This is a genomic window from Rhizobium sp. BK650 (genome assembly GCF_014195325.1).
Classification (GTDB): Bacteria; Pseudomonadota; Alphaproteobacteria; order Rhizobiales; family Rhizobiaceae; genus Rhizobium.
Map to the genome: position 1 here is coordinate 248,484 of NZ_JACIBK010000004.1, position 24,787 is coordinate 273,270.

The 24,787-nt window shown below is 59.3% G+C and carries 17 protein-coding genes and 1 pseudogene; 10 read left to right on the top strand and 8 right to left on the bottom strand.

The window, feature by feature from the left end:
• The first annotated feature begins 23 nt into the window (after positions 1-23).
• Both FHX15_RS13045 and FHX15_RS13050 read left to right on the top strand, forming a co-directional pair.
• On the top strand, positions 24-2,159 hold the full coding sequence (locus tag FHX15_RS13045) for a molybdopterin-dependent oxidoreductase (RefSeq protein WP_184397660.1): 2,136 nt from the start codon (positions 24-26) through the stop codon (positions 2,157-2,159).
• The gene (locus tag FHX15_RS13050) at positions 2,156-2,743 is read left to right on the top strand and encodes an NUDIX domain-containing protein (protein WP_184397662.1); all 588 of its coding nucleotides are present in this window, start codon (positions 2,156-2,158) and stop codon (positions 2,741-2,743) included. Before FHX15_RS13045 ends, FHX15_RS13050 begins: the two co-directional genes overlap by 4 nt.
• A gap of 67 nt (positions 2,744-2,810) precedes the next feature.
• On the opposite strand, the gene FHX15_RS13055 is transcribed toward FHX15_RS13050, so the two are convergent.
• The gene (locus FHX15_RS13055; RefSeq protein ID WP_184397664.1) at positions 2,811-4,109 is read right to left on the bottom strand and encodes an NAD(P)/FAD-dependent oxidoreductase; all 1,299 of its coding nucleotides are present in this window, start codon (positions 4,107-4,109) and stop codon (positions 2,811-2,813) included.
• 10 nt (positions 4,110-4,119) lie between these two features.
• Positions 4,120-4,734 (bottom strand): PadR family transcriptional regulator, encoded by a 615-nt coding sequence (locus tag FHX15_RS13060; protein ID WP_246778947.1) that lies wholly within the window; start codon positions 4,732-4,734, stop codon positions 4,120-4,122.
• Positions 4,735-4,971: 237 nt separating this feature from the next.
• On the opposite strand from FHX15_RS13060, the gene FHX15_RS13065 reads away from it, so the two are divergent.
• Positions 4,972-6,141, top strand: coding sequence for an alpha-D-ribose 1-methylphosphonate 5-triphosphate diphosphatase (locus tag FHX15_RS13065; RefSeq protein WP_184397666.1), 1,170 nt, complete (start codon positions 4,972-4,974; stop codon positions 6,139-6,141).
• Positions 6,142-6,153: 12 nt separating this feature from the next.
• On the opposite strand, the gene purN is transcribed toward FHX15_RS13065, so the two are convergent.
• Positions 6,154-6,819, bottom strand: a complete 666-nt coding sequence (gene purN, locus FHX15_RS13070) for a phosphoribosylglycinamide formyltransferase (RefSeq protein ID WP_184397668.1) — start codon at positions 6,817-6,819, stop codon at positions 6,154-6,156.
• Positions 6,816-7,889, bottom strand: coding sequence for a phosphoribosylformylglycinamidine cyclo-ligase (purM, locus tag FHX15_RS13075; RefSeq protein ID WP_184397670.1), 1,074 nt, complete (start codon positions 7,887-7,889; stop codon positions 6,816-6,818). Before purM ends, purN begins: the two co-directional genes overlap by 4 nt.
• Positions 7,890-8,113: 224 nt before the next feature.
• On the opposite strand from purM, the gene FHX15_RS13080 reads away from it, so the two are divergent.
• The 4 genes from FHX15_RS13080 to ppx all read left to right on the top strand — a co-directional run bounded on the left by FHX15_RS13080 (position 8,114) and on the right by ppx (position 13,745).
• Positions 8,114-9,238 carry an AI-2E family transporter gene (locus FHX15_RS13080; RefSeq protein WP_184397672.1) on the top strand — a complete coding sequence of 375 codons (1,125 nt, stop codon included), beginning with the start codon at positions 8,114-8,116 and terminating at the stop codon, positions 9,236-9,238.
• Positions 9,231-9,944, top strand: a complete 714-nt coding sequence (gene hdaA, locus FHX15_RS13085; protein ID WP_184397674.1) for a DnaA regulatory inactivator HdaA — start codon at positions 9,231-9,233, stop codon at positions 9,942-9,944. Before FHX15_RS13080 ends, hdaA begins: the two co-directional genes overlap by 8 nt.
• Before the next feature lie 65 nt (positions 9,945-10,009).
• On the top strand, positions 10,010-12,214 hold the full coding sequence (locus FHX15_RS13090) for an RNA degradosome polyphosphate kinase (RefSeq protein ID WP_184397676.1): 2,205 nt from the start codon (positions 10,010-10,012) through the stop codon (positions 12,212-12,214).
• A 10-nt stretch (positions 12,215-12,224) separates the two neighbouring features.
• Entirely contained in the window at positions 12,225-13,745 is a 1,521-nt protein-coding gene (ppx, locus tag FHX15_RS13095) for an exopolyphosphatase (protein ID WP_184397678.1), read from the top strand.
• 92 nt (positions 13,746-13,837) lie between these two features.
• On the opposite strand, the gene FHX15_RS13100 is transcribed toward ppx, so the two are convergent.
• Together FHX15_RS13100 and FHX15_RS13105 are read right to left on the bottom strand one after the other, a co-directional pair.
• Positions 13,838-15,193, bottom strand: coding sequence for an esterase-like activity of phytase family protein (locus FHX15_RS13100; RefSeq protein WP_184397680.1), 1,356 nt, complete (start codon positions 15,191-15,193; stop codon positions 13,838-13,840).
• A gap of 109 nt (positions 15,194-15,302) precedes the next feature.
• Positions 15,303-16,364, bottom strand: a complete 1,062-nt coding sequence (locus FHX15_RS13105) for an adenylate/guanylate cyclase domain-containing protein (protein WP_184397682.1) — start codon at positions 16,362-16,364, stop codon at positions 15,303-15,305.
• Between the two features lie 142 nt (positions 16,365-16,506).
• Between FHX15_RS13105 and FHX15_RS31765 the strand changes: the two are divergent.
• Together FHX15_RS31765 and FHX15_RS13110 are read left to right on the top strand one after the other, a co-directional pair.
• Positions 16,507-16,596 (top strand): annotated as a pseudogene (locus tag FHX15_RS31765) (thermonuclease family protein); the annotation flags it as partial.
• A 1,049-nt stretch (positions 16,597-17,645) separates the two neighbouring features.
• A complete protein-coding gene (locus FHX15_RS13110; RefSeq protein ID WP_184397684.1) occupies positions 17,646-19,316 on the top strand; it encodes a hypothetical protein in 1,671 nt (556 codons plus the stop codon).
• Between the two features lie 682 nt (positions 19,317-19,998).
• On the opposite strand, the gene rnd is transcribed toward FHX15_RS13110, so the two are convergent.
• Positions 19,999-21,150 carry a ribonuclease D gene (gene rnd, locus FHX15_RS13115; RefSeq protein WP_184397686.1) on the bottom strand — a complete coding sequence of 384 codons (1,152 nt, stop codon included), beginning with the start codon at positions 21,148-21,150 and terminating at the stop codon, positions 19,999-20,001.
• 191 nt (positions 21,151-21,341) lie between these two features.
• The gene (locus FHX15_RS13120; protein ID WP_184397688.1) at positions 21,342-22,733 is read right to left on the bottom strand and encodes a multicopper oxidase family protein; all 1,392 of its coding nucleotides are present in this window, start codon (positions 22,731-22,733) and stop codon (positions 21,342-21,344) included.
• A 250-nt stretch (positions 22,734-22,983) separates the two neighbouring features.
• Here FHX15_RS13120 and aspS point away from each other — a divergent pair, with 250 nt between their 5' ends.
• A complete protein-coding gene (gene aspS / locus FHX15_RS13125; RefSeq protein ID WP_184397690.1) occupies positions 22,984-24,774 on the top strand; it encodes an aspartate--tRNA ligase in 1,791 nt (596 codons plus the stop codon).
• Positions 24,775-24,787 lie beyond the last annotated feature (13 nt).

A 24,787-nucleotide genomic window follows, 5' to 3' on the forward strand; every position in this document is an offset into this window, starting at 1 on the left:
GAGGCTTGGCATATAGAAATCGCATGAACATTGCGACCCCCATCCACGCCAAATCCCGGATCGGTCACACGGCCTGTCCGCACGACTGTCCCTCCACCTGCGCGTTGGAGGTGGATATTACGGAAGACGGCCGCATCGGCCGTGTCCGCGGTGCGAATGACCACTCCTATACATCGGGCGTCATCTGCGCCAAGGTCGCCCGTTATGCCGAGCGCCTCTATCATCCGGATCGTCTCATGCATCCGCTGCGCCGCACCGGCGCCAAGGGGGCGGGGCAGTGGCAGCAGATTTCCTGGGACGACGCGCTGGACGAGATTGCCGAAGCCTTCGTGAAAGCCGAGACTAAAGACGGCAGCGAAGCGATCTGGCCCTATTTTTACGCCGGTACCATGGGCTGGGTGCAGCGCGACTCGATCGAGCGGCTGCGTCATGCCAAGCGCTATTCCGGCTTTTTCTCCTCGATCTGCACCAATCCTGCCTGGACTGGCTTCACCATGGCCACCGGCATGCTGCGTGGCCCCGATCCGCGCGAGATGGCACGTACCGATTGCGTCGTCATCTGGGGCACCAACGCGGTTGCCACGCAGGTCAATGTGATGACCCACGCGATCAAGTCGCGCAAGGAGCGTGGCGCCAAGATCGTCGTCATCGACATCTACGATAATCCGACGATGAAGCAGGCCGACATGGCCCTCGTCGTCAGGCCCGGCACGGATGCAGCACTCGCCTGCGCCGTCATGCACATCGCCTTCCGCGACGGTTACGCCGACCGCGATTACATGGCCAGATATGCCGACGATCCAGCCGGTCTCGAAGCGCATCTGAAATCGAAGACGCCGGAATGGGCGGCTGCGATAACCGGCCTTTCGGTCGAGGAGATCGAAGCCTTCGGCAAGCTCGTCGGCACGACGAAAAAGACCTTCTTCCGCCTCGGCTACGGTTTTACCCGCCAGCGCAACGGTGCTGTCGCCATGCATGCAGCCGCCTCGGTCGCCACCGTGCTCGGCTCCTGGCAATATGAAGGCGGCGGCGCCTTCCATTCCAACAGCGATATCTTCCGCATGAACAATGCAGAGCTCACCGGCAAGTCGATGAAGGATGCCGACATCCGCATGATCGACCAGTCGCAGATCGGCCGGGCGCTGACGGGCGATGCGGTGGCCCTTCGCCATCGTGGCCCGATCACCGCCATGCTGATCCAGAACACCAATCCGGTGAATATCGCGCCGGAACAGCGGCTAGTGAAGCGCGGCTTTGCCCGTGAGGACCTTTTCATAGCCGTCCATGAGCAGTTCATGACCGAGACGGCTGAAATGGCCGATATCGTCATTCCCGCCACCATGTTCGTCGAGCATGACGACATCTACCGCGCCGGCGGCCAGAACCACATTCTGCTTGGACCCAAGCTGGTCGAGCCGCCGGAGACCGTGCGCACCAACCTCTTCGTCATCGAAGAACTGGCAAAGCGCCTTGGCGTCGCCGATCGCCCCGGCTTCGGCTTCACGGCCCGCGAAATGATCGACCGAGTGCTGGCAGCCAGCAATCTGCCGGATTACGATTATTTCCTCGAACACAAGTGGTTCGACCGACAGCCGGTCTTCGAGGAAGCACATTATCTCAACGGCTTTGCCCATCCCGACGGCAAGTTCCATTTCCGGCCGGACTGGATGAACGGCGCTGCCCCGAACAAGCCGCCGGCTTCGGTCGGCACGCTCGGCCCCTATGCTGAACTGCCGCCGTTCCCGGATCAGGTCGACGTCATCGAAACCGCCGATTCCGAACATCCCTTCCGGCTGGCGACCTCGCCGGCGCGCAACTTCCTGAATTCGAGCTTCTCGGAAACCAAGACATCGCGCCAGAAGGAAGGCCGCCCCGAAGTGATGATCAACCCTGTCGATGCCGAGGCCAATAGCATCGGCAACGGCGACCTCGTCCGGATCGGCAATATGCGCGGTGATCTGCGCATCCATGCCCGCGTCACGACCGAGGTAAAACCCGGCGTGCTGATTGCAGAAGGTCTCTGGCCCAACAAGGCGCATGTCGACGGCGAAGGCATCAATGTTCTCACCGGCGCCGATCCCGTAGCGCCCTATGGCGGCGCTGCCGTCCACGACAACAAGGTCTGGCTCCGCAAGGACACCGTAAAGGAAATTGCATGACGCACAAGGCAAAAGTGGAAATCGTCGACAGCCAAACGCTGTCCGATGCCTGGACGAGGCTGGAAAGCTATCAGATCGATTATACCGACAGTAAGGGTGCGACCCATCGGCTGAGGCGTGAAATCTATCACCGCACGCCCGCCGCCTGTATCCTGCTTTACGACCCGAAGCGCGATATCGTCGTGCTGGTGAAGCAGTTCCGTCTGCCTGCCCACCTCGAAGGTGACCCGGCATGGGTGATCGAAGTTCCGGCTGGTTTGCTCGATGGCGAGGATCCCGAAGCCGCCATCCGCCGCGAGGCAGTGGAGGAGACGGGCTATACGGTGCGTGACGTCAGTTTTCTCTTCAAATCCTACAGCAGTCCCGGCGCCATCACGGAAATCATCCACTTCTTCGCTGCCGCGATCGATCTCGCCGACCGCACGTCGAATGGCGGTGGACTGGAGGAGGAGCACGAGGATATCGAGGTGCTGGAAATCCCGCTGCCCGAGGCGATGGCGATGATCGAAAGCGGCGAAATCTTCGATCTGAAGACGATTACGCTGTTGCAATGGGCCATGCTGAACAAAGACAAACTTCGATAGCGGGTAAGGCGATCGGCGCCTGGTTCCTCAAGCTGCCGCTGGCGTGCCCGACAGTGTCGCGACGATCTTAATTTTCCCCGCGAACCCGCATCATCTTTCGAAAGGCGCGCCGCTTTAGCGCGGGGATTGCATTGATGATGCGCATGACGCCGCGCATGAGAGCGAGCTGAAATCTACCGGCAATCGGCCGATGGGCCAGATCGCCGGCATCCATCTGCTTTTTCGATTCTCGGACTGCTTCGGCACTGTAGCGAAGCATCTCGACTTCGTAAGCATGTATGGCGTCGATGAGAGGCTTTCGTCCTTGATTCGCTTCGACCAGCATGCGTCCAAGCAGAGCGGCATCTCGAAGCGCTGTATTGGCGCCCGCGCCTCGTCCCGGGGTCATCGTATGGACGGCGTCGCCGAGCAGCGTGACATTCGAACTTGTCCAGGGCGCCAGGGGCACGGAGGTCCTTATCTTGATATTGTGGATCGTCGAGGGCTCCGTCATGCGGATGAGCGCCTGCAGGTGCGGATGCCAGGTCCGGGAGATCTCGAGGCCAAGCGCTCTTAATTGTTCGCCGCTCAGGCCGGCCGGATCCCGCGGGAAATTCTGCCGAGCGCCCCATATGCCCCAGCCGATGCTGTCCTCGTCGAGCGCTTCGACGAAATCCGGCCAACGAGCAGCAAAACCAGGGTCGCTTCGGCCGCCGGCGAACTCGAGCGAGTGAATGATCGCGCCGAAGCCCATCGGTGCCATGATCAGCGACATGCCCTCAAACATTTTGTCCGACAGCAGCGCTTTCGCCTCGGCGGTCATCGCAACTTTGCCGCCGAGCGATAGCATCCCCGTGTCTTCCAGGCGCGCTTCCGGCAAGCGTTGTTTGCGTACTGTGGAGCTCGTGCCGTCAGCTCCCACCAGGACGTCTCCAGTCGCGCGGCTTCCGTCCTGGAAGCAAGCGGTGACAGACCCGTCGGCATTGCTTGTATAACTTTCAAGCGCCTTCCCGAAGAAAACGTCGTCTTCAAGTCCCCTGAGCAAAACCCGCCTTAGCGTCTTCCGAACGATGTTCTTTTCACCGTCAAGAGCGTTCGATCCAGCATCATCGACGTCGAAGCTCAACACCTCACGGAGCTGTTCGGTGAGCATATTGAAATAGCGCGGCGACCTGGCGCAGGTGGCAATATAGAGGTCGTAGAGTTCGCTGGGGATACAGGCTTTTAGTGCTCGGCTCCCAGCCGGACTGATGCCGACGCGATAGCCACCGGTATCGGCGTTCGGCGCGACATCGCACTCGTACATCGCAACGCCAATGCCGGCCTGCTTAAGCAGATGAGCGAGTGCCAGGCCGCCAGTCCCGGCTCCTACGATCAAAACCTTCATGGTGCCAGCCTCAGTCGAGCTTAGGATCAGTGGAGAATTTTGCGGCGATCTGCCTCAGCCACTCTTCCGTCCAGGTGATGCGCTGGGCGCGCAGGTCTTCGACAATGCCCTTGACCCAGGACAATTCGGTTGCGTGAAGCGCGCGGAGATATTCCATCTCGAGAAGGAAGAGCCTTGGAACGGCCTGCGCCTCCTGCAGGGCTTCGTCGATCCGGCGAAGCTCGGACTCGATGGCTTTTGCTCTGAGTTCGAGCTGGCGCGAGACATCGTCAGGCGTAAGCAGGGGAAGAAATGATATGGCTGCGGGGAATTCCGGATATTCCTGCGTCAAGGTCGAGAGTATCGCCCGCATCCATTCCAGCGCGACGTCGCGGCCTCTCACGGTTATCTCATACACCGTCCGTTCGGGGCGTTTGTCGTCCCGGACTGTTTTCTGCGGGGTGATCAAACCCTCGCGTTCGAGCCGCTGGATCGTTTGATAAAGGCTTGCCCTCTGCGTGACATTGATCACCTCATCCTTGCCGCGCTCCTTGATGAGACGCTGCATTCGGTAGGGATGCAGCGGCTCTTCCATGAGCATTGCAAGGACTGCGAGGGCAATTGGAGAGCGCTTAACTGATGTCATAGTTATAATCTTACTAGTTAAAATATAACTAGTCAACTATGCCTCCGACTGGCTGGTTCTCCTGGACACTTGCCGGGCCGGATCGATAATCATGAACTGGTGGCGGTGCATCCGACCATTTCCAAAGCGCAGGTTTGCGCTTTAAGATAATGAGGATTCAATATTTCATACGACTGTCACGAAGCCGTTCTATCGGCTGCTGTTTGCCAATCATCGAATATGGTCAGGAGAAAGCCCATGTGGCTCAGCAATTTCACCCTCGTTCTCCCGGACGAGGTCGTGAGCGAAGGTTCCGTGCGTGTTGAAGACGGCGCCATTGCCGAAATCAGGCAGGAGCCGGTGCCCAATGCCGTCATCGATGGCGGCGGCCGCCTGCTGATGCCCGGTTTCGTCGATCTGCACGGCGACATGATCGAACGCGAGATCGCCCCGCGTCCGAACGCCCACATGCCGATCGATTTCGGTATCCACGAACTGGACAAGAAGCTCGCCGCTGCCGGTGTGACCACGGCCTTCGCAGCCGTCTCCTTCGCGACGGAAAGCGTCTACGGCCATGTCCGTTCGCTGGAGACGACCTCCGCCGTCATTGAGGGCATCAACACGCTGCGCGACAACCTGCTGATCGATCACCGCGTCCATGCCCGCTACGAGATCACCAATGTCGGCGCAGCCCCGGCGCTGGAGCGCCTGCTGGAGGCCGGCCAGGTCGATATGGTCTCGCTGACCGACCACACGCCGGGGCAGGGCCAGTACAACGACATAAAGAGCTATATCCTGAGCATTTCCGAGCGCCGCGCCGTATCGGAGGAAATGGCCGCAGAGATCGTCGCCCAGCGCATTGCCATGCGCGACAATCCCGAGATCGATGCCAAGCTGAAGCATGTCGTCGCACTCGCGAAGGAGCATGGCCTGTCGCTCGCCTCGCACGATGATGACAGTGTCGAAAAGGTCGCCGAAATGTTTGATCTCGGCGTCACGATCAGCGAATTTCCAGTCACGCTGCCGGCCGCCGAAGAAGCCCGCCGCCGCGGCCTTTGGACACTCATGGGTGCGCCGAATGCGCTGCGCGGCAAGTCCATGTCCGGCAATCTGAGCGCGCTCGACGCCGCAAAGGCCGGCCTGCTGACGGTGATTGCGGCCGATTACCATCCGGCTGCCTTCGTGCCCGGCATCTTCAAACTGGCAGAAATGGTCGAAGGCGGTCTACCTGTTGCCGTTGCCATGGCGACGTCGAATGCCGCTCGTTCCGCAGGGCTGATGGACCGCGGCGCGATCGCCGTCGGCCAGCGCGCCGATATGGTCGTGATCGAACCGGGCGATGTCCATCGCATCCGAGCCACATTCCGCGGCGGCCAATTCGTCTACAGCGACGGCACCTTGCATCCGCTTCAGGCCCTTGCGGCCTGAACTCAGTGCATTTTAGTCAGTGATCAGCGAAATAAGCTGGGATTTGGCGCCGCCGTAGGAAGCTGTCGCACTGACTGCTTTCCCGCCTTCCATCGTCACCTTGCCCTCGGCAAGAAGCTTGAGCGCCTGCGGATAAAGCTGATGCTCGATGGTCAGCACGCGTCCTGCCAGTGCCTCGGCGGTATCGCCTGCCAGCACCGGCACGGCCGCCTGGCCGATGGCCGGGCCTTCATCCATGCCTTCGGTGACGAAATGCACGGTGCAGCCGGCAATCCGCATGCCGGCGTCGATCGCCCGCCGGTGCGTATGCAGCCCAGGAAAGAGCGGCAGCAGGGAAGGGTGGATGTTGATGATCCGGCCTTCATGGCGTTGGATGAACGCACCCGAGAGCAGCCGCATATAGCCAGCAAGGCAGATGATGTCGGGCGCAAGCTCGTCGAGTGCGGCAAGGATTGCCGCTTCGTGCTCGTCCTTGCTCGCATAGTCCTTGCGCACGAAGGCAAAGGTCGGGATACCCTCGGCCGCTGCTTTGGCAAGCCCACCCGCGTCAGCCTTGTCGGAGATCACGCCGACGATCTCGGCCGGATAGTCCACAGCCTTTGCTGCCTGCACCAGCGCCATCATGTTGGAGCCACTGCCGGAAATGAAGACGACGGTGCGTTTGCGCGGCGAACTCATAGGGCGAGCGTGCCCTTGTAGATCGTGCCGGCTTCGCCTTCTGCGCGGGCGACCATCCGGCCAAGCGTGACGACCGTCTCACCTTCGGCTTCGAGCACCTTGGAGACGGCGGCGACATTTTCCTGCGCGACCACAACGATCATGCCGATGCCGCAATTGAAGGTGCGCAGCATTTCCTTGGCCTCGACGCCGCCCGTCCTGGCAAGCCAAGAGAAAACCGGCGGCACCTTGACGGATGCGAGGTCGATCTCGGCGGCGAGCTGCTTCGGCAGCACGCGCGGAATATTTTCGGGAAAGCCGCCGCCGGTGATATGGGCAAGCGCTTTCAGCGCGCCCGTCTCGCGGATCGCCTTCAAGAGCGGCTTCACATAGATGCGGGTCGGTGTCAGCAGCGCTTCGCCGAGTTTCTTGCCTTCGGCAAAGGGGGCTTCCGCATCCCAGTCGAGGCCGGAAAGCGAAACGATCTTGCGTACCAGCGAGAAGCCGTTGGAGTGAACGCCGGACGAGGAGAGGCCGAGGATGATATCGCCTTCGGCAATATCGCCCGCCGGCAGCAGCTTGCCACGCTCGGCAGCACCCACCGCAAAGCCGGCGAGGTCGTAATCGCCGGAGGAATACATGCCTGGCATTTCCGCCGTTTCGCCGCCGATCAGCGCACAGCCCGCCTCGCGGCAGCCGGCAGCGATACCGCCGACGATCGCTGCTCCCTGATCCGGATCGAGTTTGCCGGTCGCGAAATAGTCGAGGAAGAAGAGCGGCTCTGCACCCTGTACGACAAGATCGTTGACGCACATGGCGACGAGGTCGATGCCGACAGTGTCGTGGTAATCAGCGTCGATAGCGATCTTCAGCTTCGTGCCCACGCCGTCATTGGCGGCGACCAAAACCGGATCGGTAAAGCCCGCAGCCTTGAGGTCGAAGAGGCCGCCGAAGCCGCCAATCTCGCCGTCGGCTCCCGGACGGCGCGTAGAGCGCACGGCTGGCTTGATCTTCTCCACCATCAGATTGCCGGCATCGATGTCGACGCCTGCATCGCTATAGGTCAGGCCGTTTTTTCCAGACTGGCTCATGATGATCTCCGGAGGATTTGAAGCTGCGGATTAAAGACCGCGTCACATGCGGGTCGCAATTGCATGAGAGTGCGCTTTATGCAAGCGTTGCAAGGGAAAAGCCCCCATTTTCCAGCTAATCCCTGTGCGCTTTCTGCATTTGGCGCAACAGGGTTGACCATCTTTGCGCCTCCATCCTATGTGCTGGGTGGGCACGGGCGAGCGTGCGGATCAGCGGGGAAACGATGCCACAACAGGTCAGCGGAACGATATTGAAGCGCCAGATCGTCTTCTGGGTGGCGGTTCTGCTCATCTTCATCGCCTTCCTCTATATTTTCAGCTCTATCCTGCTGCCCTTCATTGCTGGCATGTCGATTGCCTATTTCCTCGATCCTATAGCGGACAGGCTAGAGCGCCTCGGCTTGAGCCGCCTGATGGCGACCATCGTCATTCTCGTGGCCTTCGTCATCGTCTTCGCGCTGGCGCTGGTGATCCTGATCCCCGTTCTCATCAACCAGTTCAACGATTTCGCCGAGCGCGTTCCCGGTTATATCAGTCAGCTGCAGCAATTCATCACACACTATCAGGATTCTGTGCTGCCCGGCTGGATCAAGAGCCAGCTCGGCACCATCAAGAACAATTTTTCGACCATCCTGTCGGAAGGCATGGGCTTCCTCACCGGGCTCTTCTCGCAGATCTGGAATTCCGGCAAGGCGATCGTCGACGTCATTTCGCTGCTCGTCGTTACGCCGGTCGTTGCTTTCTATATCCTGCTCGATTGGGACCGCATGGTTGCCAAGGTCGATCAATGGGTGCCGCGCGATTACGTGAAGGACGTGCGCCAGATCGCCACGGAAGTGGATCAGGCGATTGCCGGCTTCATCCGCGGACAGGGCTCGCTCTGCATCATCCTTGGCATCTATTATGCGCTCGGCCTCTCGATCGTCGGACTGAACTTCGGCCTGCTCATCGGGCTCTTCGCCGGCATGATCAGTTTCATTCCCTATGTCGGCTCGCTGGTCGGCCTCGTGCTTGCGGTCGGCGTGGCGCTCGTACAGTTCTGGCCCGACTATATCTGGATCGTCGCCGTTCTCGCGGTCTTCTTCTCCGGACAGTTTTTGGAAGGCAATATCCTGCAGCCGAAGCTCGTCGGCTCAAGTGTCGGCCTGCATCCCGTCTGGCTGATGTTCGCGCTCTTTGCCTTTGGCGCGCTGTTCGGTTTCGTGGGTCTGCTGGTCGCGGTGCCGGCCGCTGCTGCCGTCGGCGTCCTTGTCCGCTTTGCGCTTTCGCGCTACCTTCAAAGCGACCTCTACTACGGCAGGTCGCCGGGCGGCCGGGCCGGTAAGACGAAATCTGTTTCCGATGAATGACGTGAAGAACGCTGATCCGAAGCGCAAGGCCGGAGAGCAGCTTCCCCTGGCCTTTTCGCATGACGCTGCAACCGGCCGCGACGACCTCCTCGTCTCGGAGCGTCTGGCGGCTGCCGTTTCGATCGTCGATGCCTGGCCGAACTGGCCGTCATCAGTCGTCATTCTTGCCGGCCCTGTCGGCTCGGGCAAATCGCATCTCGCCGGCATCTGGAAGGAATTGAGCGGAGCGGAAGCCATCCATCCCAGGGCCGGTTCCGATGCCGCGATCACGGCTGCGAACGGTCCTGTTCTTTTCGAGGATGTCGATCGCGCAGGCTTCGACGACGTCAAGCTCTTTCACGTCATCAACAGCGTACGGGAAAATGGCACCAGCCTCTTGATGACGAGCCGCCTCTGGCCGATGTCCTGGCCGGTCACGCTGCCCGATCTGCGGTCGCGCCTGAAGGCTGCGACGGTGGTCGAGATCGGCGAGCCGGATGAGGAACTGCTGTCGCAGGTCATCGTCAAGCTCTTTGCCGACCGGCAGCTTTATATAGATGACAAACTCGTCCTTTATATCGTCAATCGCATGGAGCGGTCGCTCAATGCCGCCCAGACGATTGTCGAAAGGCTGGATCGGCTGGCGCTTTCCAGAGGCACGGGGATTACCCGTTCGCTTGCCGCCGAAGTATTGAATGAATTAGGCAATTCCGGCTCGGGCGATTGACTGTCACAGTTCCGTCGTGAAACTGATATATTCGCCGAGGCGGGTAAAAGCAGGGTGTGTGGATCATGGATAGTGCATATCAGGAACATCAGGAATCCACCCCGGACAACAGTGCAGACCTGCCGCCGCTGGAGCAGCTGCTGTCCAGCCCGGAGCGCTTCATCAACCGCGAATTCTCGTGGCTGCAGTTCAATCGCCGAGTCCTTGAGGAAACGCTGAACACCGAGCATCCGCTCCTCGAGCGTGTACGATTTCTGTCGATCTCGGCGGCCAACCTCGACGAATTCTTCATGGTGCGCGTCGCGGGCCTCGAGGGGCAGGTGCGCCAGAGCATCATCATCAAGAGCCCGGACGGTCGCACACCGGCCGAACAGCTCGACTCGATCCTGAGCGAGATCGATCATTTGCAGATGGAGCAGCAGGCCTCGCTCGCCGTCCTGCAGCAGTATCTCGCCAAAGAAGATATTCTGATCGTACGTCCCGGGGCGTTGAACGAGGCCGACCGCCAATGGCTGGCAAACGAATTCGAGCAGTCGATCTTCCCGGTACTGACGCCGCTCTCCATCGATCCGGCCCATCCGTTCCCGTTCATTCCGAATCTCGGCTTCTCGATCGGCCTGCAGCTCGTTAGCCGCAATGGCCGCGAGCCGATGACGGCCCTCTTACGCCTGCCTCCGGCACTCGACCGCTTCATCCGCCTGCCGGACGATCACAACACCATCCGCTACATCACGCTGGAAGACGTCGCCAATATCTTCATCCACCGGCTCTATCCCGGCTACGAGGTGCAGGGCTCCGGTACCTTCCGCGTCATTAGGGACAGCGATATCGAAGTCGAGGAAGAGGCCGAGGATCTCGTGCGCTTCTTCGAAACCGCGCTGAAACGCCGCCGCCGCGGCAAGGTCATCCGTATCGAGACCGATTCCGAGATGCCGGCTTCGCTGCGTCAATTCGTGGTCCAGGCGCTCAGCATCCCGGACAATCGTGTTGCCGTCCTGCCGGGCCTGTTGGCGCTCAACACGCTCTCGGAAATCACCAAGGCGCCGCGCGACGACCTGCGCTTTCCGCCCTACAATGCGCGATTTCCGGAACGTGTCCGTGAACACGCCGGTGATTGCTTCGCCGCCATCCGTGAAAAGGACATGGTGGTCCATCATCCCTACGAGTCTTTCGACGTGGTGGTCCAGTTCCTTCTCCAGGCTGCACGCGATCCTGATGTTCTGGCGATAAAGCAGACCCTCTACCGCACCTCCAACGACAGCCCTATCGTGCGCGCTCTGGTCGATGCCGCCGAGGCAGGCAAGTCGGTAACGGCGCTGGTCGAGCTCAAGGCTCGCTTCGATGAAGAAGCCAATATCCGCTGGGCGCGCGATCTGGAGCGCGCCGGCGTGCAGGTCGTCTTCGGCTTCATCGAACTCAAGACTCACGCGAAGATGTCGCTGGTCGTGCGCCGCGAAGAGGGTAAGCTGCGTAGCTACTGCCATCTCGGCACCGGCAACTATCATCCGATCACCGCGAAGATCTATACCGACCTGTCCTTCTTCACGTGCAATCCTGTGATCGCCCACGATATGGCAAATATCTTCAACTTTATCACCGGTTACGGTGAGCCGGAGGAGGGGATGAAGCTTGCTGTTTCGCCTTACACGCTGCGCTCGCGCATCCTTCGCCACATCAACGAAGAGATCGAGCATGCCCGAAACGGTCGTCCGGCGTCGATCTGGATGAAGATGAACGCGCTGGTCGATCCGGATATCATCGACGCGCTCTATACGGCGAGCCGTGCCGGCGTCGAGATCGATCTCGTCGTGCGCGGCATCTGCTGCCTGCGTCCGCAGGTGCCGGGCCTTTCGGACAATATTCGCGTCAAATCGATCGTTGGCCGCTTCCTCGAGCACAGCCGCATCTTCTGCTTCGGCAATGGTTACGGCCTGCCGTCCGACAAGGCCCTAGTCTATATCGGCTCGGCCGACATGATGCCGAGAAACCTCGATCGCCGCGTCGAAACGCTCGTTCCGCTGACGAATCCGACCGTCCACGAGCAGGTTTTGTCACAGATTATGCTCGGCAACGTGATTGACAATCAACAAAGCTACGAGATATTGCCCGACGGTACGTCACGGCGCATGGAAGTGCGCAAGGGCGAAGAACCTTTTAATGCGCAGCAATATTTCATGACCAATCCCAGCCTGTCCGGCCGCGGTGAAGCTCTGAAATCGAGTGCGCCGAAGCTGATTGCCGGTCAGCTTGCCGGCCGGAACAACAAGTAAACTGGACCTTATGGTTGAATCTGAAGCCCAGGGGCGACTTCCGGGTATCGCCCCGGTCTCCGTTGTCGATATCGGATCGAACTCCATCCGTCTGGTCGTCTACGAAGGCTTGTCACGTTCGCCGACCATCCTCTTCAACGAAAAGGTCCTCTGCGGCCTCGGCAAGGGCATAGCCCTGACCGGTAAGATGGACGAGGAAAGCGTCGCTCGCGCGCTCCAGGCCCTTCATCGGTTCAAGGCTCTCTCCGATCAGGCGCGCGCCGCCACCATGTATGTGCTGGCCACAGCCGCCGCGCGCGAGGCGAGCAACGGTCCCGATTTCATCCATCAGGCAGAGACGATCCTGCAGCGCCACGTCCGTATATTGTCGGGTGAGGAAGAGGCGCGGTTCGCCTCGCTTGGCATCATCAGCGGCTTTTACAATCCCGACGGCATTGCCGGCGACCTGGGCGGCGGTTCTCTGGAGCTGATCGATATCAGGGGCAAGGATGTCAGTGGCGGCATTACCTTGCCGCTCGGCGGTCTGCGCCTGTCCGAATATGCTGGCGGATCCCTCGCCAAAGCGCGAGCCTTTGCCCGCAAGCAGGTCAAGACCGCCAAGCTTCTCTCCAAGGGGGAGGGGCGCACCTTCTACGCCGTTGGCGGCACCTGGCGAAACATTGCCAAGCTGCACATGGAGATCACCCGTTATCCGCTGCACATGATGCAGGGCTACGAAATCTCTCTCGAAGGCATGACGCAGTTCCTCGATCAGGTCGTCACGGCCAAGGATTCCAAGGAGCCGGCCCTGCAGGCGGTTTCCAAGCATCGCCGTTCGCTATTGCCCTTCGGCGCCATCGCCATGAAGGAAGTGCTGAACGCCATGAAGCCTTCGGTGATCTCCTTCTCCGCGCAGGGCGTGCGTGAAGGTTATCTCTATTCGCTGCTCTCCGAATCCGAGCGCCGCACAGATCCGCTGCTGGCTGCTGCCGGCGAGCTTGCCATCCTGCGTGCCCGCTCGCCGGAACATGCCCGCGAGTTGGCTGAATGGACCGGTCGCATGATGCCTTTCTTCGGGATACAGGAAACTGAAGAGGAAAGCCGCTATCGCCAGGCGGCCTGCCTGCTTGCCGATATCAGTTGGCGCGCCCACCCTGATTATCGCGGTGCTCAGGCGCTGAACGTCATCGCTCATTCCTCCTTCGTCGGCATCAGCCATCCCGGCCGCGCCTTCATCGCGCTGACCAATTACTACCGTTTCGAAGGCCTTCATGACGACGGCTCTACCGCGCCGCTCGCTTCCATCGCCGGCCCGCAATTCGTCGAACGCGCCAAGCTGCTCGGTGGCATGCTGCGCGTCGTCTATCTCTTCTCGGCTTCGATGCCGGGCATCGTGCGCAACCTGACCTTCCGCAAGGCTTCGTCCCCCGATCTCGATCTGGAATTCGTCGTCCCGCACGAATACCACGATTTCGCCGGCGAACGTCTCGACGGCCGCCTGCAGCAATTGTCGAGGCTGACGAACAAGCGGCTGGCGTTCCGCTTCGAATAGGTCTGTCCCGACGAAGGCAGACCGACACGCAATGCCGGCAAACAAAAAGGGCGGCGTTTGCACACCGCCCTCAATTTACATCGGACTGCGGATTACTTCGCGTTCAGGAATTCTCCGACTTCGAGGATGCTGAACTCATTGTTGTCAGCCTTGTCGACAGCGCGGCCGGCCGAGAAAGGCAGGTTGTTGTCGTTGCCGATGATGATGTGCGTAGCATCGACGCGGTCGACGTTTTCGATCGTCACGAACGGCATGTTGTAGATACCAGGGATATCACCGGCCTTCTTCTTGTTGTCCGGATCCTGGATGTTGAGGAGATCGATGTAACCGATCTTGCGGACGGCCTTGCCGACGTTGGCATCGTTGAACTCGATCTTGTAGACGCGCTTCAGCTCGGCCGGAGCTTCGAAGCAGTTCGACTTCGGCTGCTTGGGATCGGCACAAGCCTTATCCTTCGTGCCGGCGCCGTTGTCGCGCTCGATGACGAGAGCAGTAGAGTCGTCGAGCATGTTGAAGTCGCCGATCGAAGCACCCTTGTCTTCGAAGGGGTAGAGCCAGCTGCGGCCGGTCCACTTCTTGGAAGCGAGGTCGAATTCGATGACACGGGTGGCGGTGTGGCCGTCAACGGTTTCCATCTGGCCATCAATGTAGATGGCGCCTTCGAGCAGGGCGTAGAGCTTCGAACCGTCCTTGGACATTGCGAGCCCTTCGAAGCCGCCGGAGCGCCTCAGATTGAAGGCCGGCATCTTGGCAGCCGGGTTGGCCGGCAGCTGGATCAGCGGGTTGTCGGGAGACAGGACCGGCTTGCTGTCGAGCGTCGTCGGGATGACGTCCGTCAGGCGGCCTTCGGTATCGATCTTCAGCAGGTATGGACCGAATTCGTCACCGATCCAGAAGCCGTCGGCAACCGGCTGTATGGATTCGATGTCGAAATCGGAGCCGGTGAGGTAGCGCGTGTCGGAAGCTTCTGTGACGATCGGGAACGGCGCAATCTTGTTCGGGTCGGACAGGAAGACGTTCTTGACGACGTCAACCTTGTTGGCGTCCCAGTCGAACTTCAGCTGGTGCAGGAAGAGCATGGCATCGACGGAATTGGCCTTGCTGCCGAAGCCATTGTCGGTGAGCGTCCAGAAGGTGCCGTCCGGCATGGTCTTGATGCCGGAGAAGCCCTGGATCGGCTGGCCGTCGAGCGGCAGTTTGACGTCGGTGATGCGGGCGCCATCCTTGCCGTCAACCGTGCCGAGCTTTTCGGTGCGCTTGCGGTCGGGGGTGGTGAACTTCCCGGAGGTCTTGAGAAAAGCCGGCGCATTGGCCGGAGCCGGAGCAACCGTATTGGCGGGCAAGATCGCCTGGCTGGTCAGCTTTGCCGAGAAGAGCTGCTGGTCGGCAGAGGCAGAGCCTGCGACGAGCATGAAAATGGATACGGAAGCAAAAAGAACGTTCTTCATGATGTCCCCATAGAACGGAGTGCAAAAGCGCCATCCGCTTAGCAGGGCATTCATGTCGCCACATTGACGGTTGAGTGAAGCTTTGGTGACGCGCGCAAAAGGCTGCAGCTCAACCCCGCCGCAGGGTAGCAGGCTGGTTGAGAACGGTCACGGCGCGGGAGGAAAGTGCGACGACATCCAGCCCCTGGCCGCGTCCACGCACAGCGTGATTGCCGAGGTTCTCGCTGACGATCTCTTCGGGAAGCGTCATGCGCTGGGCAAGCTCGGCGGAAATCAGCACCGGCCGGTTCAATGTCCGACAGAGCGATTCCAGCCGCGACGTGGTATTCACCGTATCGCCGAAGAAGCTGATCTTGTGATGGTCGACGCCGACCTCAGCCGTAATGACGCTGCCGCCATGAAGAGCGGCCCTGAGCTTCGGCACATGGCCGTAGCTCTTCTTCCAGCTTGCAGCATTGGCTTCGATATCGGCGAGGATATCGAAAAGGCAGCGCACGCAGCGCGCGTCTTTGACGCCGCGTTCCAAGGGCCAGGTGATGATCGCTGCGTCGCCGACATAGTCATTGATCATGCCCTTGTGGCGCCGCACCGGCTCTGCGAAGGCCGCAAACAACGAACTCAGAAGCTGCTGCGCGCGCAGGTCTCCATGCTTTTCTGCAAAGGCGGTGGACTCGGCGAGATCGATGAACAGGAAGACGCGTTCTTCCTTCACCGGTCTGCGGTAGCGGCTGACAAGCATGCTGATGAAAACCTCGCGGCCCAGCAATTCGCGCACCCTGAGCAGGAAGATCAGCGTAGCGCAGACGGCAAGCGCGTAGAGGAAGACATCGAACGGCATGATCAGCACGTCGAGCATCTTCGGTGGCTTCAGCATGCCAAGCAGAGCGAGGAGCAAACCGGCCGCCGCAAAGCCGATGCTCATCAGAATTTCGTAGATGACGAGTTCGGAAGCGATGAAGAGAAGTGTTGGCAGTCTCTGAATGCGCCGGTAGAGGCCGCGCAGGAACACCATGCGCTCGAAGGCGATGATGGGCATGCCGATGAAAAGCGCGAAGATCGCTCCGATGACGGGCGTCTGACCCGAAGAGAAATACAGATTATAGGCCACGCCGCTGAGTGCCAGGACGAGCGCAATCAGAATCCAGTTCTGCGTCGGGGATATCTCTCTCATGCTGCTCCTTCGCCGAAGCACTTCACTCAGCTATTGTTTCCGGCGTTGGGCAGTGGTCAAGCGATTTCGAATTTAGAGCATGCTGCTTTCATGCGGAAGCATAGCCTGAGTTTTGAGATAATTGGCGCGGGTGGTTTGCTCCCGTACCGTTGCACGGTCCGGGCGCTCGCTCGGCGACAAGCTGATCGGCGAGGCTCTCGCCAGGCGCTGGGATGGTGCCAGACACGGCTGGGCTGAGAACCGCGAGAGGATCGTCACCGGATGGTCGAAACCGTTCGCAGGTTCGGGGAACGTGAGCGAGTAGAGCCGTGCGCCGAAGGCGTCTCGGCCAAGCCGTCCCGACCTTCCAACATCATCAACGATACTTATGAATCGATCCATGCCGACCGATTCATAAGTGTCGTTGGACGCCATTGCCGGAATCGGCGATTTTGGTCCCATGATCTCGCAACCCTATTACTGCCTCTAACCTCACTGATCCTTGGTAACTTGATAGCAAAGCGGGAAACATGAGTGAGACAAGATCCAGAACGGAAGTAAATTTCCAATAATAATACTTGAATTTTTTCAGGAATTGCCTTTCAATACACCTGAAGATGCAGGTGAGAGGATGAAACACCGAGGGAAGTTATGCGACTAATCGCCACCCTCTTCCGCGCCTTTATTTCTTATTTAATCAATTCATGTGCATCGACTTCGGCTGGCTTAGATCGGAATTTCACGGCGCAGAAGGTCTCATCGCATTCGAACAGTTCTCGGGCCGTTCTTAATGCTCTGTCAGCGGACGCTGGCTACGGCAAAGGCTCGGTCAACTTTATGAGATCCTAGCCATAGTGCCGGCCTGAGGAGCTGCAAGATCCCACGCGCGACATAGAGATCATGTTGGATCACATAGCTGCGAACGAAAAGGCAGTAGATCGCGTATTTCGTGCCACGACTTCATTGCTCGCTGCCGTTGCCGTCTTTGTGAGAAGTTTCGAGAGACCCGCAGATCAGCCAAAAGCGAACGCTGACCGTGTGGGTATTGCCCGAAGATTAGTTGTTTAGCAATTACGCGACGGGCTGAGCCACGGAGGTGCTGAAATGGTTGAGACTTCAGCGAATAGCTCGTCGACAACTCCGGGTAGTCCCATAGCCTCATCAGCAGGTGGGGGCGGCGGTCCTGGGAACGGAGGTGGTAGCGGGATTGTTAGCACGGCTCCGGTGTCCCCTCCGCCACGCCGATGGGACCAGTTGCGTTCGTTCATATGCCTTTCGTTGGTATGTTTCAGCAGCGTTATTTTGGTGCTGATCGTTGCGGTTTTGATCGCGCTTATGCAATTTCAAGGAAGGTTGGTACTCGCGCAGCCCAACCTCACTGCCGGTCGCCTGATTTACTTCGTAGGGCTGGAAGATGCCATTACGGCATCCAATCAGAAGATCGAGGCGAAGGGGAAGGAACTCAGTAAGGCAACTTTACTCCTATCCAAGAACCAGGCGGAACTTCTATTCCGTATGAACCGCCTATGCAGAACATTTTCAGGTGACGGTAGTAGCCAAGCCCTTGTCGAAAAGTGCCAAGCCTTCTTGTCCAGAGTTCCCTTCGACTTCATGCCCGAGCAGTACGATTCAATGCAGAAGGCATTCGACCTAGTCGTTGACACGCCAGAGAGAGAGGAGAACCATGAGGCAGCGCCGGTCATTCCCAGACTAGACAAAGATGCTCTGCAGAAGATTTCTGACCAATTCACGAAATATATGGGCGACCCTGAAGCACAGGGTCAGAAGTTCTCGGAGTATGAATTCCTATATTCCAACGACCTTTCGTTGATAGCGTATCTAAATCAAGCGTCCGCACTAACTTTGAAACCGCGTTACGTCCTCGCTAGAGCTGCCTACATAGAGGAGTGTAACTATCGGAGTTGGATTTCTCAGCAAATTAGGACCTATAGAGACGTCGATGACATTGGCTGCGAGGGTGCAGAACAAAAAATACCGTCAATCGAAGTGCTTACGGCGGCGAATAAGCCACCACTTCCAGCACCGGGAGGCGATAGTAAAGTCGCATCTTTGGATCATGCAGTAGGCGCCTTGTCCGCAGAGAAGGCCGAGGATCCGCAGATAGTTCAGCCGCGAACTACCACGGCCCAGCCGCTCGAAGCTTACACAGCTGGATCTAAGAGTGACAAGGCGGCCAGCGACAAGCCTGCTGCTGAGCAGCAATCCCAGGCGGTTGGAGAAGCAACAACACCAAGCCCCAAAGACGGAGCGATTACCAACCCGGATCTAATTGCTGTAGCCCTAGGCCAAAGTTCCAATCGCACCGCGTCAACCTTCGCCGAACAGCAAAAGTATTTTGAACTCGTCTCAAGTTACCGCTTCTACAATATCATCTCACGGAAACTCCTGGAGAGTCTGATCATGAGCCCGAGCGAATTCATAGCGCTGCTGATCGTCTGCTTCGCAGGAATGCTTGGCTCATTTCTGAAGATTGTATTTGAAGCCCATACATCTAACCGCGACCCGGACTTTAGAGACTTGATCGTTCCGCCAATACTCGGTCTCATATGCTCGCTCGTGCTTTACATATTGCTTCGCGCCGGTTTCATCGCAGTGACTGACCATGCGGAACAGACAGGATCGGCAAATCTGAGCCCATTTGTCATAGCGTTCGTTTCTCTGACAGCGGGTCTTCTTTCAAATCGCGCTGTCGCAGTTCTGGAGCGATCAAGTTCCACGCTTCTGGGCGGCGCGGACACAGAGGACAAAAGTCGGTGGGCGGTGGGGTTACGCCAGGCGCTAAACGAGAACCAAATGACGGTCGAGCAACTTGCGACCAGACTTCGTTTGCTCACAAAGAGCGTGTCGGACTGGGTCGATGAAATCGAACCCGTGCCGTCTGTGAACCAAAGAGAGATCTCTCTGATCCTCAACATCCCCGCGAGAGCCCTTTTCACGGATCTTAATCCGTAGGTTTACGGACCAACCATACCAGGGAAAACTTGACCGTACGCGTTGCCGCAGCCGCACGGGGACCCGAGTGGAACAGGCTGAGGTATTAGGCATGCGCCTACATTCGTGAAGCAGCGCTGCCCCCACCGCTGCTGGTTGTCGAAGTTTGTATTCATCTGATTCTGATAGGGGTTTTGAGGAAACTGTTGCGGACTGAACTGCGGCGCCATAGCCGGGGGCTGAGGATAGCCCTGCGGACTGGGATAAGCTTGGGGATATGGTAAAATTACCGGAGGCGCGGGTGGCACCCCATACTGCGAAAAAGCATCATGGGGAGCAAACAGTACGGAAGCTGCAATCCCGATCGAAGATACAATCAGACGGCCAATGGAAATCATGAACAATTCCCTCGGTAAGCTCGACGACTACCTTCACATATTAACACAGAGCTAGATGTATTTCTTATACAATTTCTGGTGCTATTAAAGATTAAGACGGCTGAGAGCGGCTTATCCTCGACGTTATTGGACACTCTCTCAGGCCCGCATTGTTGGTCTTACAGCTTTCTGCCGATCATCATTCAAGCGGCGTCAACCATTTCATTATAACATGTCGTGCAAGAGTCTGCAGCGGTCTTGCGATAATTATATAGCAAAACAGAGGCTCAAACCCCGGCAAGAGGATTTGAAGATCGCGACACGCCTCAAGCAGGCAGGTCGACGGTCTCGACTTTGCGGCCGGCAAAGCGCAGGGCGATCTCGCCGCGAATGAGCTGCAGCGCCGGCTCGCCGAACAGATCGCGCCGCCAGCCGTGCATCGCGCCGACATCGGCTTTCTCACCCTCGGCCGCGATCCTGTCCAGATCGTCGCTATTGGCGATCACCTTGGGCGCAACGCCGTGCTTTTCGGAGATCAGCTTCAGCAGCACCTTGAGAAGCTCGACGGCGGCTGCCGCACCTTCCGGAGCCTGCGCCTGACGTGGCGCATGCGGCATTTCGGAACGAGGCAGGGCAAGCGCCGTATTGACGGCTTCCAGCACTGCCGCACCGGCGCCAGAGCGCTCCCAGCCCTTCGGAATCGTCCGCAGGCGGCCCAATGCCTCGGCATCCTTCGGCTGCTGCTGCGCTATCTCGTAGATCGCATCGTCCTTCAGCACCCGCGAGCGCGGCACGTTGCGCGACCGCGCCTCACGCTCGCGCCAGGCGGCGACATATTTCAGGATCGCCAGCTCCTGCGGCTTGCGCAGGCGAAGCTTCAGGCGCTGCCAGGCATCGTCAGGATGGATATCGTAGGTCTCGCGCGATTCTAGGATGTCCATTTCCTCGCGCAGCCAGGAGGAGCGGCCTTCGCGCTCCAGTTCGGCCTTCAGGTAGAGATAGGCGTCGCGCAGATGGGTGACGTCGGCCAGCGCATATTCGAGCTGCTTGTCGGACAGCGGCCGGCGGCTCCAGTCCGTAAAGCGCGAGGACTTGTCGATATGGACGTTCTTGGTCCGGCTGATGAGCTGGTCGTAGGAAACGCTGTCGCCGAAGCCGCAGACCATGGCGGCGACTTGCGTGTCGAAGATCGGGTGAGGGATCAGGTTGCCGCGATTGAAGATGATTTCAATATCCTGCCGCGCCGCGTGGAAAACTTTCAGCACGTTCGGATTGGCCATCAGCTCGAAGAAGGGCGAAAGATCGATGTCTTTCGCGAGCGGATCGACCAGCACCTCAACTGTCGGGCTCGCCATCTGGATCAGGCACAATTCCGGCCAGAAGGTCGTCTCACGCAGGAATTCAGTGTCAATGGTAATGAAATCGGACTTGGCCAGCTCTTTGCAGGCGGCCGCCAGATCGGCGGTGGTTTCGATCATATCAATTCATTCGCAAGGAAGAGGTCGGTTAAACCTTCCTTCCTCTTTCGAAGAGATATGTCAATACAGCCAACAGGCTTAGCCTTCGTGAAGCTTTATTCGCCGGCCTGCGGGCGATGTTTTCTGCGATTGCTGCGTTCGTTTACGAGCACGAGATCCAACCGCCGATGGCGACCATCGCCAACACCATGTCAAACCACGCGAACGTAACTCGTCATACCCGTCTTTTGATGCTCGATGATATGGCAATGCAGCACCCAGTCGCCCGGGTTGTCGGCGACGAACGCTAGCTGCACCTTCTCATCCGGTTGTATGAGGTAGGTATCGGAGACCAGCGGCATGACTTCGCGCGTCGACGACGAAACGACGGTGAAGCTCATACCGTGCAGATGGATCGGGTGAGCGTGCGGCGTGACGTTTTCCAGATTGAAGACGTAGCTCTTGCCGAGCTTGAGCTCGGCGAGCGGCGCGGCCGGATCCGATGTGTCGCCCGGCCACGGCACCTTGTTGATGGCCCAGAAGCTGTAGCCGAGCGTGCCGCAGACGCTCTCGACGGCGGCATTCTCTGCGGTCGCGGATAACACGAGCGGAATTGCTTCCGCAGAAGAGAGATCGGCCTTCGGCACCGGATTTTCTGCAAGCGGGCCCAGATCGCCGATGTCGCGCTTCAATGACTGCCCAATGGCGCGCAGGCTCGCGATCAGTTTGGGTGTCGTGCCGCGAATGTCTTCCAGCGTTGCTCTAGCACCTTCGCCGTCAGGCATGCGAACGGCAAGATCGAGCCGCTGCCCAGGTCCGATCTGCAGGAGGTCCAGCGGAAAGCGCTTCGGCACAGGATTGCCATCGATGGCAATGACGGTCGCATCGGCCCCTTCCATCTTCAGCGAGAAGATGCGGGTCACGTCGGTGACGGTGATACGCAGCCGGATCAGCCCGCCGGCGGGTGCATCATATGTCGGCTCCTGATGCCAGTTTGCGGTGCGGATCGTGCCATAAGTGCCGGCCTTGGCTGCATCGCGCGGGCGGAAGGGCGCGATGAATTGTCCGTCACCGCCGAGACGCCAGTCGCGCAGGTTGAGCACGACCTCCGCGTCGAAGTCAGGATCGGACGGATCTTCCACCACGAGCACGCCCGTCATGCCATGCCCCATCTGGGTCAACGTGTTGCAGTGCGGATGATACCAGAAGGTGCCGGCATCTGGAGGTGTGAAGAGATAGTCGAAATTATCACCGGTATAGACATAGGGCTGCGTGATGAAGGGCACGCCATCCATCTTGTTGTCGATGCGCAGGCCATGCCAGTGGATCGTGGTCGGCTCGTCGAGACTGTTGCTCAGCTTTGCTGCGTAGGGCTTTCCCCGAGGCACTCTGAGAACGGGCGGCAGGCCCTCGTCACCCCAGGTCATGATGTTCCGGGTCCGTGGACCCTCGATGATCTGCGCTTCGGTCTTTCGCGCAGTCAGTATCCGTGGCTCGGGCGCCGCTTCCGCCAACCCGAACCGCCCCGCGATCGCCATGCCCGTACCATAGGCGCCGGCAACGGCGGAAGCCTTGATGAGGTTGCGGCGTGTAATCAGGGGCATCGGAAACTCCGTCTTGCATGATGCCTCCTTTTAAAGTTGACCATGGCCTTCATCAATATGGCACCTTCGACCAAACTGCCGCAGGACGGCTCCTCCAACTCTCCAGGAAACGCTGACGCAAACGGCCCGCTGGCCGCGCCAAGCCTTGACAAATCAGAGCGTCCGTGCGCTTGTCCGCCCGATTTTCTTGTCGGCGAGAAGGCCTTTGGGCCACGCCGCCGTCTTAAGCCAAATGCCAGGATTTGAGATCATGCACCGCTACCGCAGCCACACATGCGCCGCTCTTCGTAAATCGGACGTCGGCTCGACTGTCCGTATTTCCGGCTGGGTCCATCGTGTCCGAGATCATGGCGGCGTGCTGTTCATCGACCTTCGCGATCATTACGGCACGACGCAGATCGTTGCCGACCCGGATTCGCCCGCCTTCAAGCAGGCGGAAACCGTTCGCGGCGAATGGGTGATCCGCGTCGACGGTCTCGTCAAGGCCCGCACGGAAGATACCGTTAACAAGAACATGCCGACTGGCGAGATCGAGCTCTACGCGCAGGAGATCGAAATTCTCTCTGCTGCGAAGGAACTGCCACTGCCCGTCTTCGGCGAGCCGGACTATCCGGAAGACGTTCGCCTCAAGTACCGCTTCCTCGACCTGCGCCGCGAAACGCTGCATAAGAACATCGTCAAGCGCACGCAGGTAATTTCCGCCATGCGCCGTGAAATGGGCAATGTCGGCTTCACCGAATATACGACGCCGATCCTGACCGCCTCCTCGCCGGAAGGAGCGCGCGACTTCCTCGTGCCGAGCCGCATCCATCCCGGTACCTTCTACGCCTTGCCGCAGGCCCCACAGCAGTACAAGCAGCTGCTGATGGTGGCCGGCTTCGACCGTTACTTCCAGATCGCGCCCTGCTTCCGTGATGAAGACCCGCGTGCCGACCGCCTTCCGGGCGAATTCTACCAGCTCGACCTCGAAATGAGCTTCGTGACCCAGGAAGACGTCTGGAACACGATGGGGCCGCTGATGACCAAAATCTTCGAGGAGTTCGCCGAAGGCAAGCCGGTCACCAAGGAATGGCCGCGTATTCCTTATGACGAAGCGATCCGCAAATACGGCTCCGATAAGCCGGATCTGCGCAACCCGATCGTCATGGAAGCGGTGACCGACCATTTTGCCGGCTCCGGCTTCAAGGTCTTCGCCAACATGATCGCCTCCAACCCGAAGGTTCAGGTCTGGGCAATCCCGGCCAAGACCGGCGGTTCGCGCGCTTTCTGCGACCGTATGAACGCCTGGGCGCAGAGCCAGGGCCAGCCCGGCCTCGGCTATATCTTCTGGCGCAAGGAGGGCGAAAAGCTCGAGGGTGCCGGCCCGCTCGCCAAGAACATCGGCGAAGAGCGCACGGATGCCATCCGCACGCAGCTCGGCCTCGGTGACGGCGACGCCTGCTTCTTCGTCGCCGGCGAGCCGGAGAAGTTCTACAAGTTCGCAGGCGAAGCCCGTAACCGCGCCGCCGACGAACTGAACCTCATCGACCGCGACCGTTTCGAACTCTGCTGGATCGTCGATTTCCCGTTCTTCGAATGGAACGAAGACGAGAAGAAGGTCGACTTCGCTCATAACCCGTTCTCGATGCCGCAGGGCGGCCTCGATGCGCTGCGAAACCAGGATCCGCTTGGCATCAAGGCCTTCCAGTACGACGCGGTCTGCAACGGCTTCGAAATCGCCTCGGGCTCGATCCGTAACCAGTCGCCGGAAACTATGGTCGCGGCCTTCGAGAAGGTCGGCCTGAGCCAGCAGGACGTCGAGGATCGCTTCGGCGGTCTCTACCGCGCCTTCCAGTACGGCGCGCCTCCGCATGGTGGTGCCGCCTTCGGTATCGATCGTATCGTCATGTTGCTCGTCGGCGCCAAGAACCTGCGCGAAATCTCGCTCTTCCCGATGAACCAGCAGGCCCAGGACCTCTTGATGGGCGCGCCGACCCCGGCAACGCCCGCCCAACTGCGCGAACTGGCGATCCGCCCGATCCCGCCGCAGAAGAAAGACTGAGGTGTAGGGTTAC

What these genes read in the sequence shown, in the direction of transcription:
- hdaA (WP_184397674.1), top strand. Translation starts at nt 9,231, where the DNA reads ATGAATGACGTGAAGAACGCTGATCCGAAGCGCAAGGCCGGAGAGCAG.
- FHX15_RS13045 (WP_184397660.1), top strand. Translation starts at nt 24, where the DNA reads ATGAACATTGCGACCCCCATCCACGCCAAATCCCGGATCGGTCACACG.
- FHX15_RS13090 (WP_184397676.1), top strand. Translation starts at nt 10,010, where the DNA reads ATGGATAGTGCATATCAGGAACATCAGGAATCCACCCCGGACAACAGT.
- ppx (WP_184397678.1), top strand. Translation starts at nt 12,225, where the DNA reads ATGGTTGAATCTGAAGCCCAGGGGCGACTTCCGGGTATCGCCCCGGTC.
- FHX15_RS13120 (WP_184397688.1), bottom strand. Translation starts at nt 22,733, where the DNA reads ATGCCCCTGATTACACGCCGCAACCTCATCAAGGCTTCCGCCGTTGCC.
- FHX15_RS13105 (WP_184397682.1), bottom strand. Translation starts at nt 16,364, where the DNA reads ATGAGAGAGATATCCCCGACGCAGAACTGGATTCTGATTGCGCTCGTC.
- purN (WP_184397668.1), bottom strand. Translation starts at nt 6,819, where the DNA reads ATGAGTTCGCCGCGCAAACGCACCGTCGTCTTCATTTCCGGCAGTGGC.
- rnd (WP_184397686.1), bottom strand. Translation starts at nt 21,150, where the DNA reads ATGATCGAAACCACCGCCGATCTGGCGGCCGCCTGCAAAGAGCTGGCC.
- FHX15_RS13100 (WP_184397680.1), bottom strand. Translation starts at nt 15,193, where the DNA reads ATGAAGAACGTTCTTTTTGCTTCCGTATCCATTTTCATGCTCGTCGCA.
- FHX15_RS13055 (WP_184397664.1), bottom strand. Translation starts at nt 4,109, where the DNA reads ATGAAGGTTTTGATCGTAGGAGCCGGGACTGGCGGCCTGGCACTCGCT.
- FHX15_RS13080 (WP_184397672.1), top strand. Translation starts at nt 8,114, where the DNA reads ATGCCACAACAGGTCAGCGGAACGATATTGAAGCGCCAGATCGTCTTC.
- purM (WP_184397670.1), bottom strand. Translation starts at nt 7,889, where the DNA reads ATGAGCCAGTCTGGAAAAAACGGCCTGACCTATAGCGATGCAGGCGTC.
- FHX15_RS13065 (WP_184397666.1), top strand. Translation starts at nt 4,972, where the DNA reads ATGTGGCTCAGCAATTTCACCCTCGTTCTCCCGGACGAGGTCGTGAGC.
- FHX15_RS13050 (WP_184397662.1), top strand. Translation starts at nt 2,156, where the DNA reads ATGACGCACAAGGCAAAAGTGGAAATCGTCGACAGCCAAACGCTGTCC.
- FHX15_RS13060 (WP_246778947.1), bottom strand. Translation starts at nt 4,734, where the DNA reads ATGACATCAGTTAAGCGCTCTCCAATTGCCCTCGCAGTCCTTGCAATG.
- aspS (WP_184397690.1), top strand. Translation starts at nt 22,984, where the DNA reads ATGCACCGCTACCGCAGCCACACATGCGCCGCTCTTCGTAAATCGGAC.